This window comes from Kribbella sp. NPDC000426, from assembly GCF_040300265.1.
Taxonomy (GTDB): domain Bacteria; phylum Actinomycetota; class Actinomycetes; order Propionibacteriales; family Kribbellaceae; genus Kribbella.
Genome location: NZ_JBEPDK010000007.1, coordinates 473642 through 490623, shown reverse-complemented (window position 1 = coordinate 490623; position 16982 = coordinate 473642). Strand labels below are relative to the sequence as shown.

Below are 16982 nucleotides of genomic sequence, written 5' to 3'. Positions count from 1 at the left end.
AGGGGCATCCGGGGGCAGATATCCACAGGCGCCAGTTGATGCCCTTCGCCACAGCTCCATGGCACCTAAGGTGTCGCTCCATGTACTTCGACCGGCCGCTGGTGCGCGCCTACGTGGACGAAACCGGCGACCGCGGTCTGTCGTCGAGATCGTCGCGGTACTTCGGCATGGTTGCGCTGGTCCTCGCCGACGAAGACGACTCGGTCATGCGGCGTGCGATCGGCGAGTGTCGTCGACGGCTGTCCGTGCCTGCGCACAAGCCGCTGCACTGGACCGAGCATGTGAAGCGCTACCCGCGCAGACAGTTCGTGGCATCGCAGCTCGCCGCAGTGCCGGGTGCAGTCCTCAACATCGTGCTGGTCGAGAAAGCCGCGGCCGCCGAGGCGATGTCGGACCAGGTCGCCTTCTACAACTTCGTTGCCGGCCGTGTCCTGGAACAGGTCCTGGACACCGCGGACCAATGGCCGGGAGGGCGGCGCGATGTCGTGATCACCTTCGGGCACGTGCGTGGCTTCCGGCACGAGGAGACCCTCGCCTGGTTCGAGAAACTGCGAGCGAGTGACTCGGTCGACCGCCCGTGGGACTTGCTCCGAGGCAGACCTGGGTTCCTAGGTCCAGGGCAGCTGGACGGGCTGCAGGCGGCGGATCAGTACTGCGGGATGCTGCGCGCTGCCCTGGAAGCCGATGAATTCGGCGGATTCGAGGCGCACCACCTGCTGGCGGTCCGGCCGCAGATCAGGTATCCCGACGGGTTCGAAGGGATCGTGCTCCCCGGCACTATGGCGGCGTACCCGTGGTGGCCCGTGGACGGGCTGTGAGCGAAGAACGAGGCCTTCGATGGTCCGGAGCGCCGCACCTGACAGGCGGGTCTGACAGCAGACCTGGCGTTCTCTCCGCGGCCATCGAAGGCCTCGTGTGCACGAGGATAGCAGCAAGCACCTGGGTCCACGATGGAAACGTTCCTCCGGCTCCGCCGCATTGATACGTAACATTGCGCCGTGATTATTGAGACCGGTGGTGGGCCAGGTGGATCGACCAGTGCGCGGGCTGGGTTCAGCAGTGTGGAGGGGAGTCGGTACTCCGGGACGTCCGGCGGGAGGCAGGAAGTCGGGCTGCCGGGGGTCGGGGGAGTGGTCCAGGCCGGTGATCGGTTGCGGTACAAGGTTTATCCGGAGCTGGATGCAGGGCTGACCTACTCGGCTACGTACGTCGCTGTCGAGCTGGTTTTCGCGGACGGGACGCGGTCGGCGGGGGTTGATCAGTACGGGAAGCCGGCTGATGCGGCCGGGCAGGGCGCGGCGAAGATCCTGTACGCCGACCAGTGGAACGACGTGCAGGTCGACCTCTCCGCGTACGCCGGGAAGACGATCGCGGACGTCGTGCTCGTCGTGGACGCGCCCGAGGCAGGACACGAGTTCGCGGGCTGGATCGACGACGTGGAGGTCGGGCCGGCGCCGGTGGAGCCGGACGGTACGGACCTCGCGGCGTACGTCGACACCCGCCGCGGTACGAACGCCAGCCACGACTTCTCGCGCGGCAACACGCTGCCCATCACCGCCTGGCCGAACGGGTTCAACTTCCTCACCCCGGTGACCAACGCGTCGACGTACCGCTGGCCGTACGAGTACCACCGCGCCAACAACGCGGACAACCGCCCCGAGCTGCAGGGCCTCACGTTCTCGCACCAGCCGAGTCCGTGGATGGGCGACCGCGACCAGCTGACGATCATGCCGGTCGCGGCGGCCTCGCCGCTGGGGGATCCGGCCGAGCGCGCGGTCGCGTTCAGCCATGACGACGAGGTCGCGCGGCCGGATCTCTACTCGGTGGCGCTCGCGAACGGCGTACGCGCGGAGCTCGCTCCGACCGACCACGGCGCGATCTTCCGCTTCACGTTCCCGGCCGATGCTGCCGGGCGGCACCTGGTGTTCGACACGATCGACGAGAACGGCGCCTTCGCGTACGACGGGACCGCGGTCACCGGCTGGGTCGAGAACGGCGCGCAGTTCGGGCGGACGCGGATGTTCTGCTACGGCGAATTCTCCTCCGGGCCGACTGCTTTCGGCGCCGCTGATGGCGGTCGCGAGAACGCGCGGGCGGCGAGCTTCGACGTACCCGAGGTGACGTTGCGGATAGCAACATCCTTCATCGGCGTCGACCAGGCGCGGCACAACCTGTCGCTGGAGCTCGAGGGCCGTTCGTTCGAGGAGATCCAGGCCGCGGCCAACGCTGCGTGGAACGAGCGCCTCGCAGTGATCCGGCCCGAGGGCGCGACGCCGCCGCAGCTGCGGACCGTGTACGGCAACCTCTACCGGCTCAACCTCTACCCGAACTCGCACTTCGAGAACGCGGGAACCGCCGCCGAGCCGTCGTACGTGTATGCGAGCCCGGTGCTTCCCGTTGACGGTGCGGCGACCGAGCGGTTGTCGAATGCGGTCGTCAAGCCCGGCAAGATGTACGTGAACAGCGGGTTCTGGGACACGTACCGGACTGCGTGGCCGGCGTACGCGTTCTTCTACCCGGCGTTGGCCGGTGAGCTGGTCGACGGGTTCGTGCAGCAGTACCGCGACGGCGGGTGGATCGCGCGGTGGTCCTCGCCGGGGTACGCCGACTGCATGACCGGGACGAGCTCGGACGTGTCGTTCGCCGACGCGTACCTGAAGGGCGTCGAGTTGCCGGACCCGTTGGCGACGTACGACGCCGGGCTGCGGAACGCGACCGTCGCGCCGGAGGCGACCGAGGTTGGGCGGAAGGGTGCGGAGAGCGGGTTCTTCGCCGGCTACGTGAGCACGGACACCGAGGAGAGCGTGTCGTGGTCGCTGGAGGCTTATCTCAACGACTTCGCGCTCGCGTCGATGGCGTTGCAGCTGGCTTCGGAGGTGTCTGGTGAGCGGCGTTCGCAGTTGTTGGAGGAGGCGGAGTACCTGCGCCGCCGGTCGCTGAACTATGTCCTGCTCTTCGACCCCGCGGTCACCTTCTTCCAGGGCCGCCTGGCGGACGGGACCTTCGCCAAGTCGCCTGCGGACTTCGACCCCGAGGAGTGGGGCGGCGACTTCACCGAGACCGACGGCTGGAACTTCGCCTTCCACGTCGCCCACGACCCACGCGGACTCGCCAATCTGTACGGCGGCCGTCGTGGCCTCGAGGCCAAACTCGACGCGTTCTTCTCCACCCCCGAACTCGCCGTGAAGAAGGGCACGTACTCGATCGTCATCCACGAGATGCTCGAGGCGCAGGCCGTCCGGATGGGCCAGTTCGGGTTCTCGAACCAGCCCGCACATCACATCGCTTGGATGTACAACTACTCCGGCGCACCGCACAAGACGCAGGCGATCGTCCGCGAGGTGCTGGACCGGCTGTACGTCGGCGAGCAGATCGGTCAGGGCTATCCCGGTGACGAGGACAACGGGGAGATGTCCGCCTGGTACTTGTTCGCCGCGCTCGGCCTGTACCCGTTGCGGGTGGGTGCGCCGGAGTACACCATCGGCTCACCGCTCTTCCCCCGCGTCGTCGTGACGCCGCTCGGCGGTGAGCCCCTGGTGGTGACAGCCTCAGACGTTGGTCACCCCTACGTCCAGGACGTGCTCGTCGACGGCAAACCATTGCCCACGGCATCGATCACCGCCGCGGAACTCCACGCCGCGACCCAGCTGGACTTCGCCCTCGGCGCGACGCCGTCGGATTGGGCAGCCCTCGAGTCCCCGCCGGCGCTGACCCGCGACGACGCCGTACCGCGGCCGCTCGTCGATCTGATTCCCCGCCAGCCGGACAACCCGCTCTTCGACGACACCTCGGCCACCTCCGCCGAGGTCGAGACGGTCATCTGGACCCTCGCGTCGCCGGCAGCCCCCACCCTCTACACCCTCACCTCAGCCGACCTGGATTCTGCCCCCACCAGCTGGCGGCTAGAGGCCTCCACCGACGGCACCACCTGGATCGTCCTCGACGAGCGAACCAACCAGTCCTTCCGCTGGCCCCGCCAAACCCGCCCCTTCGCAATCCCGACCCCGGCAGAGTTCCAGCACTACCGCCTGACCCTCGCCCAACAAGCCACCCTCGCCCAAGTTGAGCTCCTGTCCTAACCCAGCCACCCGTTCGCCGAGTCGTGGAACGTGGCTCCCGAAATCGACCTAATTCCACGACTCGCGATTCACGCTCCGAGCCATTTGCCACGACTCGATGCGCGCGGGAGGCGGATCCGGCCGGTCTGGTTGTACCAGCGGCCGCCTCGTTTGAGGTGCGTGACGATCGCGCGCTCGAGAGTGGTTCGCTGGGGCAGCTCGTCCAGTAACGCCGGCGGTACGACGGGTTCGTCGTACCGCTGGTGGAACACATGCTCGAGCGGCGCCCAGTCAGCCTCCACCCGATCGCTGAAACCGCTGAAGCGCCGTTGGAATCGCATGATGTTGGAGGACGCCGGCAGGTACTGCGCCAGCTGGGTATCCATCAGCCACGAGTGACACGCGAATGCCTCAACCCGCTCAGGGAACTGCTCGACGACCTCGACGGCCCGATCGAACGAGGCATCGCAGGCCGCTTCGCTCAACGGCTCCCGACCCGCCGGCACATGCGTGTTCAACACCCCGTCCCATGGTTCCCGCTCGAACGCCAACCGCCCGAGCCTGAACCCCACTCCCGTGAACACCATCGGCAAGCCCCAAGTCGCATCCAACCCCGCGCGCCCCGTGAGCCGCCGCGACAACGCCAACTCCTCACCGAGCGCCCGCAACGACTCCCACGACTCGTCGTCGCTCAACCCGATCGTCGCGTGATAGTCCCGCACATGTGGCACGACCGCCAGGAACGCCCACACAAACAAATGCCGCCCGACAGTGCCCGTGTTATCAGGCAACGGCCCCCAAGCAGGATCCCCACCCCGCCGCTGCCCCATCTGCGCCAGCAACAGCCGATAAGAACAGTTCAACACCCACCACAGCTCAGGATCCCGCTGCGCATCCGGCCGCGCCGCCAACAGCGATTCGCGATCAACGTCCTCGATCCCCAACCGCGCACAAAGCCGCCCCACCACCTCATCAGACGGCAACGCAACCTCCGGCCCACCCACCCCACCAACAGGCGCAAGCCGCTCCACCACGCCGTCGGCGAACCCCAGCCGCCGCGCAACCTCGGCAGCATCCAATTCCCACCAGACACCAGACACCGGTCCGCCTCCCTCACTCGAGAGCCTTCAACAGACTCATACCGAACGGGGGGCTCCCAAGGGTTTCCCTCCACGAACGTAGCAGCCAAGGAGGTGACTAAGGTTCCCATGTGACCATCGAACGCCGAGACCAACTACTGGCCGCGGTTGAGTCCTCGACGTCATGGACCTCTCGGCCGGCTGGTGCGCTCCACAGTTCCGGCTGATTGTGCGGCCGGCGCAGCGACATGGGGATGAAGGATCTGGAGACTAGTTGCGATGGCTATCAGGATCGAGCTCTGGATCGACGGCCAACTGGTCGACGGGGCCGAGGAATGGTGGGACTTTCTCGAGGCATCCCTTCCAGACGACGGCGAAGGGACAGCTGGGTTCCCGCTGCTCGGACGGGTGGACCCCTTCGGCGAAGTGCTGGTCACTGGGAAGGAGTTGGGCGCACTGTCGGCTGAAGTACGGCAGCTCCTGCCTCAAGCCCTGGAGCAAGCCCGACCTTTGCTGGAGAAGCTCGCCGATCTGTGCGACAAGGGCAGCCTGGGTACGGCGGCCGAGCTGCGCTTCATTGGCGACTGAGACAATTGCCGCAGATGTCCTGCACAGATGCTCAGCGAGTAGCAGCCAGGACTGTGGCGAGGCCCTCTTGTAGGTCCTTGACGAAGTAGTCGGGGACCTCCAGTGACGGGAAGTGGCCGCCGGCATTGGGGGAGTGCCAGCGGATGATCTGGCGGTAGCGTTCCTGGGCCCAGGGACGTGGGCACTTCTCGATGTCGCGGGGGTACATGGTGATCGCTGTCGGGACGTCGACACGGAGGTCGGGTCGAGTGAGTTGTGGCTTTCGTAGTAGATGCGGGCTGCTGAGGCGCCGGATCGCGTGAGCCAATAGAGGGTGACGTCGTCGAGAATGCGGTCCCTGGAGATCGTCTCGAACGGGCTGTCCTGGGTGTCCGACCTCGCGGCGAACTTGTCGAGGATCCAGGCGAGCAGCCCGACCGGCGAGTCGACGAGCGAGTAGCCGATGGTCTGCGGGCGGGCCGCCTGTTGCTTGGCGTACGCCGCGCGGTGTTGCCAGAAGTCGTAGGTCTCCTCGGTCCACTGGCGCTCGACCGCGGTCAGGCCGTCCGTCGACAACCCAGGCGGTCCTTCCGCGAACGTCGTATGGATGCCGAGGACGTACTCCGGGAACCGGCAGGCAAGGACCGTGGTGATGTTGCCACCCCAGTCGCCGCCGTGCGCCAGGAACTTGCCGTAGCCGAGCCTCCCCATCAGCTCCACCCAGGCGGCCGCGATCTTCTCGGTACCCCACCCGGTGGCGGTCGGTTTGTCGCTGTACCCAAAGCCCGGCAGCGACGGAGCCACGACGTGGAATGCCGGCGTACGCGCGTCCTCCGAATCCGCCGAGTGTCTGGAGCGAACCGAGGCAATCGTTGCACGGCCGGCCAATGCGACCTCGTACGGTTTGGTCTGGCTGGCCGAACTGATCCGAGGCAGTTGCATCGAGCGTCGTGACATAGAATCGGTCAGCTGGTTGGAGGGCCTGAGCTTGACCGATCTGCATCGCGGACTGAGGTTTACTCAGTGAGTGTCGAACGCCGTGACGAAATGTTGGCTGCGGTAGAGCACGCCAGCGACGGCCGTGAGCGCCTTAGGCTCGTGGTCCAGCGGATGCTGAATGAGGGAGTCGCTGACGATGCTCTTCTGGAGGACCTAGGACAGATCCGAGGATTGGTTTCGGAGGACGACGAAGAGAAGGTCCTCGACGTCATGGACCTGTTGGTTGGTTGGTGCGCATCGCAATTCCGGCTGAGGCCATCGGAAGAGAAGATGAACGACTGAGGCCCACCGTGCCAAATGCCATGCGGCGGGTACTGCTGATGCATCCGGCCGGCGGTAGGTGTTCTCGCACCAGAGGCCGCGGACGCACGGGCCTGGCTGACGAGAACTGTTGGAGTCGGAGTTGGATGTGGTTCGGTTTCCGCGGATGCGGCGTGATGTGCTGGACACGCTTGCTGTCTTGTTCGACGTCGAGTACCAGGAGCGGGCCTGGATCCGCGGGGAGGGTTTCCAGCCCGGGCAGCACGACGACTTCGACTACCACGTACATATCCTGTACGACGATGCCGCCGTCCTTCCTGACCCTGCGGACTCGATAGGAACCGTGCTCGTAGCGGGAGATGAGATCGAGCGGCTGCGGAGTCTCGGGCAGCTCCTGGATGTCTTGCTCGCAGAGCACGGGGATGTCGGCGCAAGCGTCTTCATGGCGGATCCGCGATGGCCAGAGGTCGGCCGCCTGGCAGGGCTCGCGTCGGCAGCAATGATCCGCAGCTGGGGCATGCAGCAGCCGTAGTGCGGAGGCCGAGGAAGTCCTCGAGGCTCGGCGTTACAGGAATCTGGGAAGTTGCAGGTTGCTGCAGTTTTGTAGCTGGGATGCATTGGTGACTGATACTTTTCGGTCGGCGCTGGTGGGGTCGGGGGACCCTAGGCTGTTGTGTCAGGTCGTCCACGCCCAGGGGGATCCATCATGGCCGTGTCCAGGCTGTCTTCTCGTGCCCGCCGTCGCCGCGTTCGCTTTGCGAAGTTGGCGGCGGTTTTTGTTGCGCTGGCGGTGCCGCTGGCAGGCGTCGGGCCGGGGCTGCCGGTCACGTCCGCGGCTGCGGCCGGTACGCCGCCACCGATTCCGCCGGCGGCGATGTCGGGTAAGGGTGAGGCGAAGGCTCCGGCGCAGCGGCTGGGGGCTGGGAAGTTGCCTGCGCCGCTCCCACCGCGTCTCAACAAGGTGCAGCCGCCGTCGTTGCGGGACATGTTCCCCATCACGCCACCGAAGTCGGTCAATGCTGCGAAGGAGCAGCCGGCGCCGAAGGCTGTGAAGGCCTCGCCGCCGGAGTTCACCGCGGTGAAGGGGTTCGACAAGCTGACGAGTCGTGAACTGCCGGAGAAGCGGGATCGGTTCTCGCAGACGTTCGAGAACGCGGACGGCACCGAGACCAGCATGTTGTCTCCGGCGCCGCTGAACTTCCAGAAGCCGGACGGTTCGTGGGCGGAGATCGACGCTAACCTGCAGCCGCGGGACGGTGGCGGCTGGGAGACGATCTCGACGGAGATCTATTCCTGGATCGCGGCCCAGGCGAGCGCTGATCCGGTGGCCGGGGTCCAGTTGGGCGACGACCACAACATCGCGTGGGGTGTTGCCGGTGCGGCGGCCGTCGACGGCCAGATGGCGGGCAGCACGGTGGTCTTCCCGGATGCCTTGTCGAGTACGGATCTGGAGTTGGACTCGCAGCCGCGCGGTATCAAGGAGACGCTGGTCCTGAAGTCTGCGGCGGCGCCTCGCTCGTTCGTGTTCCCGCTGAACCTGAGCGACAACTTGACCGCGTCGCTGGTGGGTCGTGATGTCGTCCTGACCGATGAACACGGCACCGAGCGTGCCCGGATCCCCGCCGGCACGATGGAGGATTCGAACACCGTCGAGGTACGGGCGACCTCGAGCGCTGTCACGTACGAGCTCACCACGGTCGATGGCCGGCAGGCGTTGAAGGTGACCGCGGATAGCGCTTGGCTGGACGATCCCGCGCGCGTGTTCCCGGTACGGATCGACCCGACCGTCATTCCGACCGACAGGGTGACGCCGACGTATGCGGTGAGCGCGGGTGTGAACGGCTCGATCAGCGGCGGGAGCGATCTGCAGGTCGGGTGCCGTCCGGCCGCGGGTACGACGAACTGCTCGTCGACCAGCGGATGGAACGCGTACACGTCGCTGCTGTCGTTCCCGAGTCTGGTCGATGCGTTCAGGTACGACACGATCGTCGCCGCGCAATTGGAGGTCTACAACTACCAGGCTGACACCTGCTCGTCGCGCGGGCTGGACGTCTACGGCGTCATGGAGGGCTGGCAATCGACGCCATTGTCAAGCCTGAAGTACCCCGGTCCGCAGACGACACCGTCGGTGGTTGCGTCGAAGAGCTTCTCCCGCGGCTACGTGTCGAACACGACGGGTACGACGGCATGCCAGCCGATGTACGACGCGCTGCCGTTCAACTCGGCGGGTGTGTCCTGGCTGCAGAGTCTCGTCGACGGACAACGGTCGAACTTCGGGTTCGCGCTGTTCGCGAACCAGCGCACCGACCGCTACTCGTGGAAGAAGCTCGCGGGCATCAGCACCGCCAACCCGCCGAAGCTCGCGGTCACGCATTCGCCGTACCACGCCGCGTACGCCTTCCGGGCACAGCCTGCGGAGGACTATGTCACGCAGGACAAGGCCGGAAAGTTCCCGATGACGATCACGAACCTGGGTGGGTTCACGTGGCAGCCGGGCAACGACTACATGAGCTACCGGATCTACAAGGACAAGAAGCTCCAGAACTGGGCGGTCCTGACGACGCCGGTGACGACGTCGGTGCCGCACGGCGGGAAGATCAACCTGGATGTCGCGGTCGGTGCGTTGCCTGGGACGGCCGACGGTGTCGACTATCAGATCGAGTTCTCGATGGTGCATCGAGATACGACGATCAATCGCTGGTACACCGACTGGGGCGTCGTACCGGCAGCGCGGCTGATCACGATCCAGAACGTTCCACCTGTGGTCGATCTGGCCAACGTCTGGCCGTTGAACGGTGCGCAGGCGAACACGCTGACGCCGCAGGTGTGGGCGGCGGGGATCGATCCGGATGCGCCGCCGAGCACGCTCCAGTACAGCTTCCGGGTGTGTGAGGTCGTCGATGACAACCCGCTCGTCGGATGCTTCTTCAGCGGCGCGTACTCGTCGTCGAAGACGTGGGTGGTGCCGGCGGGGAAGCTGTCCTGGAACCGCGAGTACCAGTGGCAGATCTATGTCCAGGACAACGACGGGCAGCACACGATCGGCGAGCCGATCACGATGTTCACCGACGTTTCTCAGCCGGCGATCACCGGTCATATCGCGAACAACGACGGCCAGTCGCAGGACAAGCCGTACGACCCGGCGGTCGGCAACTACACCGCGTCGGCACTCGACATCGTCGTACCGGTTGCCGGTCCGGAGCTGAATGTCTCGCGGACCTACAACAGTCTGGATCCGCGGCGCGACGGCCTGTTCGGCGCGGGGTGGACCAGCCGGTACGACATGCGCCTGATCATCGAGAACGACGGCAACGCGCTGGTGACGTATCCCGACGGCCGGCAGGTACGGTTCGGCGCGAACGCGGACGGCACGTTCGCCGCGCCGCGCGGTACGAAGTCGGTGCTGACGGCAACCTCTGCGACCGGGCCGTGGCACCTACAGATCGCGCCGGGTACAACGTACGAGTTTGCCCAGGGCACCGGCAAGCTGAGCAAGATCGCCAGCACTCAGGGCCAGCCGTTGGTGCTGACCTATCGCGCCGACGGCACGCTGGAGTCCGCGGCGAGTCTGAACGGCACCGGCCGGAAGCTCACCTTCACCTGGACAGCTGACAACAAGCACGTGGCCTCCGTCAGCACACAGCCGGTCAACGGAACTCCGCTGACATGGACCTACGAGTACTCGAACGACGTACTGACGAAGTCGTGCAACGCCGACCAGAAGTGCACGGACTACGGTTCCGCGCAGGGGTCGCACTATCGCAGCGCGGTCCTCGACAGCAAGCCGGACGGCTACTTCCGGATGTCCGACGACGGCAGCGACAACGACGCGACGAACGAGATCGACATCGCGCGGAACGATGCGTTCGGCGCCTACGCGAACGTTCAGTTCAACCAGACGAGTCCGCTAGCGGGTGTCGGTGAGGCGGACAAGTCGGTGTCGTTCACGGGCAACTCGTGGGTCTCCTTGCCCAATGGTCTGGCGACCCGCAGTCGCGACGAGGCCGTCGAGCTGTGGTTCAAGACAACTGGCGGGACCAGTCAGCCGTTGCTCGGCTATCAGAAGGAGAGGCTGGGTAGTACGACGACCGGTGGTATGCCGGTGCTGTATGTCGGCGGCGACGGCAAGTTGCGTGGTCAGTTCTGGCATGGCTCAGCGGCGCCGATGTCGTCGTCGGCTCTAGTGAACGACAACCAGTGGCACCACGTCGTGCTGAGTTCGATGGGAACTCGGCAGTCGCTGTACCTGGACGGTGTCGCGATCGGGACGATCACGCAGAGCGTGGTGGACCATTCCCAGTTCGCGGTCAACGAGATCGGCGCGGCCGTCGCTGCGGCGCCGAGCGCGTGGCCGTCGTACGGCACGCAGGCTTTGACGCACTTCACCGGCCAGATCGACGAGGTCGCGCTGTACTCGCACCCGCTGACCACGAGGGACGTCGTTGCCCACTACCAGCAGGGCCGCAACGCCGCGGATCAACTGTCCTCGATTACGTCGGCGGCCGGCCGGACAACGGCCGAGGTGGAGTACAACCCGGCCAGCGACCGGGTTACGAGGTATGTCGACGAGAACGGTGGCGCTTGGACGGTCGGCACGCCGCAGACCGTGCTCGGCGGCGGCATGTTGCGGGCTCCTTCGCTTCGTACCGTCCATGTGACTGCACCCAACCACACCGACTACGCCTATGAGTACGACGCGCTCAACGGCGCACTGCTACGCACCGGTCGCCCGGCGGGTCAGGATACGGCTCAGCCGCCGTCGGCGGGCACGACACAAGACTGGGACACCGGCGATGGGTACGCGATCCGCAGTTACACGCATGACAAGACCGGTCAGCTGACCGCGGTCACGAGTGAGGTGGGTGGCCAGGTCAGCATGACGTACGACGATCGCGGCAACGTGACGTCGACCAAGACCTGCCGCGGCGCGGATGCGAACGGCGCCGGGACCGACTGCCACACGGCGTACACCACGTACTTCGCGAACACCGCCTGGCCGGCTCTGGATCCGCGGTGGGACAAGATCTGGGAGACCCGCGACGGTCGTTCCTCGGGGCCGACCGACAACACCTACAAGGTCAATCGCAACCTGACTGTCTCCGGCGATGTGGCATCAGAGTTCAGCCCTGACGGTGGGTTGAAGACGTACTCCTACACCGACGGCGTGCAGACCGGTCCGGACGGGAAGGTCATGCCGCCAGGTCTGCTCAAGACGCAGACGGTCAAGGTGACCGCATCGACCAACGCGGTGACACAGTACCTGTACGACCAGTACGGCGATCTCGTGCAGACGACGGCTCCGTCAGGCCTGGTGACGAAGTACACCTATGACGAGATCGGCCGGAAGAAGACCGAGACCCAGATCTCGGACACCTACCCGGCCGGGGTCACGACGACGTACGACTACGACAACATGTCACGGGTCGCCGCGATCACCGGTCCGGTGACCACCGACGCAGTCACCGGCGAGCAGCACCAGCAGAAGGCCGAGCTCGAGTACGACGCCGACGGCAACGTGACCAAGACGACCGCACGTGACCTGAAGACCTCGGACGACCCGCGGGTCACGACAATGACGTACGACGACCGCAACCGGCTGGCGTCGACGGTCGATGCCGACGGCAAGGAATCGCAGCAGGGGTACGACGACGCCGGCAACCGGACGTGGTCGGAAGATGCCGACGGCAACCGGTTCGAGTACAAGTACTCCGACCTGAACATGCTGACCGAGGTCTGGGACATGAACCTCCCGGCCGACCCAAACAACCCGCCGACCGACGGTCCGCGTGAGGGGATCGACTACGCGGTCCGGTCCAAGACGCAGTACGACGATGCTGGACGAAAGCGCGCCGAGGTCGACGCGATGGGCCGGCTGGTGACGTACGACTACAACCTCGACGACACGTTGAAGACCAAGACACTCGAAGGCTTCCACGACCCCACCGGTGCCACGCATAAGTATCTGTTGGAGCAGGACACTTACGACGGCGCGGGGAACCGAACCACGGCGATCACGGACAACGGCAAGACCACCACCGCGTACACCCTCGACTCCATGGGACGAGTCCTGACCGAGACGCTCGGTCCGACAGGTTTGCAGCGGAAGACGACCTACAGCCACGATCTCGCCGGCAACGTGACCAGCGAGCAGAACACCGGCGACTGGTCGAACGCCACCATCGCCGGCCCGACCTCAGTGACCGATGCGACGAGCTATGTGTTCGACGCGGCAGGGCGGCGGGTGTCGCAGACCGTCGACAACACCTCGGGCGCGATGACGACGTCGTGGACATATGACCAGCGAGGGCTGGCGACGTCGATGACGACGCCGCGCGGCAACGCCAGCGGGGCAGTAAAGGCCGACTTCACCACGACGTACGTGAACGACGAGATCGGGCGGCTGATCAAGACGGTCGCGCCGACGGTCAAGGCAGAGCACGACGGGGGTGCGGCGGCGGATGTGCAGCCGACTGCGATGGTGGGGTACGGAGCTTTCGGGCAGGCGACGTCGTCGAAGGATGCGCTGGGCAACGTCTCGAAGTCGGCGTTCGACAAGCTCGGTCGCACGGTTGAGGTGAGTGGGGCGTCGTACACGCCACCGGGTGGTAGCGCAGTGACGCCGAAGACGAGCTTCTCCTATGACGCGGTCGGGAACCTGCTGCAGCAGATCGACGAGCGCGGCAACGCGACGAACTTCACCTACGACCACCTGAACCAGCAGGTGCAGGTCGACGCCCCGGGCACGACGAACGACGAGCGGGCGATCACGAAGATCACCTACACCCCGAACGGTGACGTGGAGTCGACCACGGACCCGTTGGGTGCGGTGAAGAAGTACACCTACGACGACCTCGACCGGGTCGTCACCTCGACCGACGTCGAGCGCAAGCCGACCGCGGGCAACTTCGTCACTCGGCTGACCTACGACGACTTGGACAACGTGGTTGCCGCGCAGTCGCCGTCGGGTGCGGTGGAGCAGAGCAGCTACGACACGCTCGGCCAGCTGACGCAGTCCACGGATCCGAACAACGTGGTCACCAAACTGGGCTACGACTATGCAGGCCGCCAGGTGGTTTCGACTGACGGGATGGGTCGCAGCAGTGTCGCGGCGTACGACAAGGCCGGGCAGTTGGTCTCGTCGAAGACGCTGAACGCGTCGAACGTCGCGCTGGGCACGACCTCGCTCGGGTATGACCTGGACGGTGATCTTGTCTCGTCGACGCCGGCGTCGGGGAACCGCGCATCGACGTACACCTATGACGCGCTCGGTCGCCTGATCTCTCAGGTGGATCCGGTGTCGGCGACCGATCAGGTCGGTGTCTCCTACGGGTATGACGCCGCGGGCAACCGGACCCGCTACACCGATGGCCGCGGGAACTCGACCACCTACACGGTCAACGTTCTCGGCTTGCCGGAGAAGGTCATCGAGCCGTCGACCACGGCTCATCCGGCGCTGACGGATCGGACCTGGACCGCGTCGTACGACGCCGCCGGGAACGCGGTGTCGCTGCTGTCCCCGGGTGGGGTGCAGCGGACCCGCACGTTCGACGCGGCCGGGCGGCTCCAGACCGAGACCGGTGCCAACGCGGAGGCGCCGACGACGACCCGCAACCTGACCTACGACCTGGACGGGCGGCTCGCGACCTCAAGCGCGCTCGACGGCGTCAACACCTACAGCTACAACGACCGCGGCATGCTGCTTCGCGCCGACGGCCCGTCCGGCACCTCGACCCAGGGCTACGACTCCGACGGTCAACTGACCCAGCGCATCGATGCTGCTGGAACGGCCGACTTCACCTACACCAACGGTCGGCCGACCACGGTCACGGACCCGGTCACGCGTGTCTTGCAGACGCTCGGCTACAACGCCGCGGGTCAGCTCGCCTCGATCGATTACGGCTCCTCGCGGGTCCGGACGATCGGGTACGACGGCTACGGCCGAATGAACTCCGACGTACTGAAGGCCGGCACCACGTCCGTGTCGTCTATCACCTACGGGTACGACGCCGACAACAACATCACCTCGAAGAACACCACCGGCGTGGCCGGCGCCGGAAACAACACCTACGCCTACGACCAGCTCGGTCGACTCACCTCCTGGACCAAGGGAACCACCACCACCGCCTACGGGTGGGACGCCAACTCCAACCGCACCAAGATCGCCACCACAGCCGGCACCAAGCTGGCGTCGTACGACGAGCGCAACCGGCTCCTGGACGACGGCACCTCCACCTACACCTACTCACCCCGCGGAGCCCTGCTCACGCAGACCACCGGTACGACGACCGAGGCCTTCAGCTTCGACGCGTTCGACCGGATGATCACCCGCTCCGACCGCGACTTCACCTACGACGCCCTCGACCGCCCCGTCCAGGCCGGCACCGCCCGGATGCGGTACGACGGCTTCAGCGACGAGGTCGTCTCCGACGGCACCCAGTTCTTCGGCCGCTCCGCCTCCGACGGCCTGTTGTCGGTCGGCTACGACACCACCAAACGCCTAGTCCTGGCCGACCGCCACGGCGACGTCTTCGCCGGCTTCGACCCCACCGACACCACCCTGTCCACGGGCCTCCCCGACTCCCGCACCTACGACCCCTTCGGCAACTCCACCACCGCCACCGGCCTCAAATACCGAGTCGGCTACCAAGGCGACTGGACCGACCCCCGCTCCGGCGACATCAACCAAGGAGCCCGCTGGTACAACCCCAGCACCGGCACCTTCAACACCCAAGACACCATCACCTACAACGCCGGCACATCCAGCTCCGTCCTCAATCTCTACACCTACGCCAGCGGCAACCCCCTCACGTTCATCGACCCCGACGGCCACAGTTCTAAGGACCCGGGCGACGGCGGCGGAAATTGCTACATGAAGACCATCGGATGGAACGACGGCGAGAACCCCATCCAGGTGATGATCTGCGTCAAACCATGCTCACTGACCAACACCTGCCCGAAACCGGTCATTCCGCCAACGGGAGGCTGTACAGGCAGCGGCTGTGACACTGGCTGCAAGGGCAAGGGCTGCGACGGCGGTGGCTGTACTGGCAGCGGCTGTGACACGGGCTGTAAGAAGAACTGTGACACGAGTTGCAAGAAGAACTGCGACCCACCATGCAAGGCGCACCGCTGCGATCCCAAGCCGCCGCCTCCTCCAGTCTGTGATGCAGCGTGCAAGAAGCGGAAAGAAGCCGAGGAGAAACGTAAAGACCTCGAGCAAGAGGCCAAGACAGTAGTTCAACCTCCACCCGGAGACCCTACCTGCGCCAGCGGCAACCCACTCTGCCCCGGCGACCCATCCCAGCCAGCAACCGTCGTCACCTCCGGCGGCGACCTAACCAACGAGACCGCCGACTGGTCCGACCAGCAGTACCAAGACGCTCTCAACCAATACGGCTCCGTAATCTCCAGCGTCTCCACCACCGGCACCTACAACTGGTTCGACATGGGTTTGACCAAGCCCGGCACGATCTATGACCCAGGCGAACCAAGCAGCGGCTGGGGAATGGCAGGAGCGGCCGGCGGCGGCGTCGGCGTAGCAGTCGGAGGAGGACTCTCTATCCCGCCCTCGGTCCTCGGAACCTTAGGCGGTCTGTTGGGCATAGCCTGGGCTGTGTCCCACGACGGGACTGGCGGGGCGCCCTCAAGTGGCGACAACTCTGGCGCAGCCGCACAACCACCCAACCCAGATGACGATCAGGGCGGAGGCGGGCACGAGCCCAAAACTAGCATCCCTCAGGAATCCGCTGACGTAATTCGTAGCATTCAGAAGGATGGCGTAATACCTCAGAGCGGCGTCAAAGGGCCGTCAGTGCCAGAGATATTCGATAACGACGGTCGGAGCGGTGGACAGATTTTACCGACCGCCGACCGTAATGGACGTGCGATCACCTATCGCGAATGGGGTACAGTCCCGCGCGCGGGGAATCCGAAGCCAGGCGGTGAACGAATCGTCACAGGCTCAGATGGATCGGTCTACTACTCACCCGATCACTACCAGACGTTTGTAAGATGGTAG

General features: G+C 65.7%; 8 protein-coding genes and 1 pseudogene. 6 read left to right on the top strand and 3 right to left on the bottom strand.

What is annotated here, in order from left to right; all coding sequences use genetic code 11:
* The first annotated feature begins 80 nt into the window (after positions 1–80).
* Both ABT313_RS33930 and ABT313_RS33925 read left to right on the top strand, forming a co-directional pair.
* Positions 81–818, top strand: a complete 738-nt coding sequence (locus tag ABT313_RS33930) for a DUF3800 domain-containing protein (protein WP_350862226.1) — start codon at positions 81–83, stop codon at positions 816–818.
* Between the two features lie 180 nt (positions 819–998).
* Positions 999–4079 (top strand): GH92 family glycosyl hydrolase, encoded by a 3081-nt coding sequence (locus ABT313_RS33925; protein ID WP_350862224.1) that lies wholly within the window; start codon positions 999–1001, stop codon positions 4077–4079.
* A gap of 68 nt (positions 4080–4147) precedes the next feature.
* Here the strand turns inward: ABT313_RS33925 and ABT313_RS33920 are convergent, their stop codons facing one another.
* The gene (locus tag ABT313_RS33920) at positions 4148–5158 is read right to left on the bottom strand and encodes an acyltransferase domain-containing protein (protein ID WP_350862222.1); all 1011 of its coding nucleotides are present in this window, start codon (positions 5156–5158) and stop codon (positions 4148–4150) included.
* A 258-nt stretch (positions 5159–5416) separates the two neighbouring features.
* Between ABT313_RS33920 and ABT313_RS33915 the strand changes: the two genes are divergently transcribed.
* The gene (locus ABT313_RS33915) at positions 5417–5725 is read left to right on the top strand and encodes a hypothetical protein (RefSeq protein ID WP_350862465.1); all 309 of its coding nucleotides are present in this window, start codon (positions 5417–5419) and stop codon (positions 5723–5725) included.
* 31 nt (positions 5726–5756) lie between these two features.
* Here the strand turns inward: ABT313_RS33915 and ABT313_RS33910 are convergent, their stop codons facing one another.
* Both ABT313_RS33910 and ABT313_RS33905 read right to left on the bottom strand, forming a co-directional pair.
* Entirely contained in the window at positions 5757–5933 is a 177-nt protein-coding gene (locus tag ABT313_RS33910) for a hypothetical protein (RefSeq protein WP_350862463.1), read from the bottom strand.
* A gap of 362 nt (positions 5934–6295) precedes the next feature.
* A pseudogene (locus ABT313_RS33905) lies at positions 6296–6646 on the bottom strand (alpha/beta fold hydrolase); the annotation flags it as partial.
* A gap of 81 nt (positions 6647–6727) precedes the next feature.
* On the opposite strand from ABT313_RS33905, the gene ABT313_RS33900 reads away from it, so the two are divergent.
* From ABT313_RS33900 to ABT313_RS33890, 3 genes are all read left to right on the top strand, one after another.
* On the top strand, positions 6728–6985 hold the full coding sequence (locus ABT313_RS33900; RefSeq protein ID WP_350862220.1) for a hypothetical protein: 258 nt from the start codon (positions 6728–6730) through the stop codon (positions 6983–6985).
* A 127-nt stretch (positions 6986–7112) separates the two neighbouring features.
* Positions 7113–7496 carry an SCO4402 family protein gene (locus ABT313_RS33895; protein ID WP_502884050.1) on the top strand — a complete coding sequence of 128 codons (384 nt, stop codon included), beginning with the start codon at positions 7113–7115 and terminating at the stop codon, positions 7494–7496.
* Positions 7497–7670: 174 nt separating this feature from the next.
* Positions 7671–16982 carry an RHS repeat-associated core domain-containing protein gene (locus ABT313_RS33890; protein ID WP_350862216.1) on the top strand — a complete coding sequence of 3104 codons (9312 nt, stop codon included), beginning with the start codon at positions 7671–7673 and terminating at the stop codon, positions 16980–16982.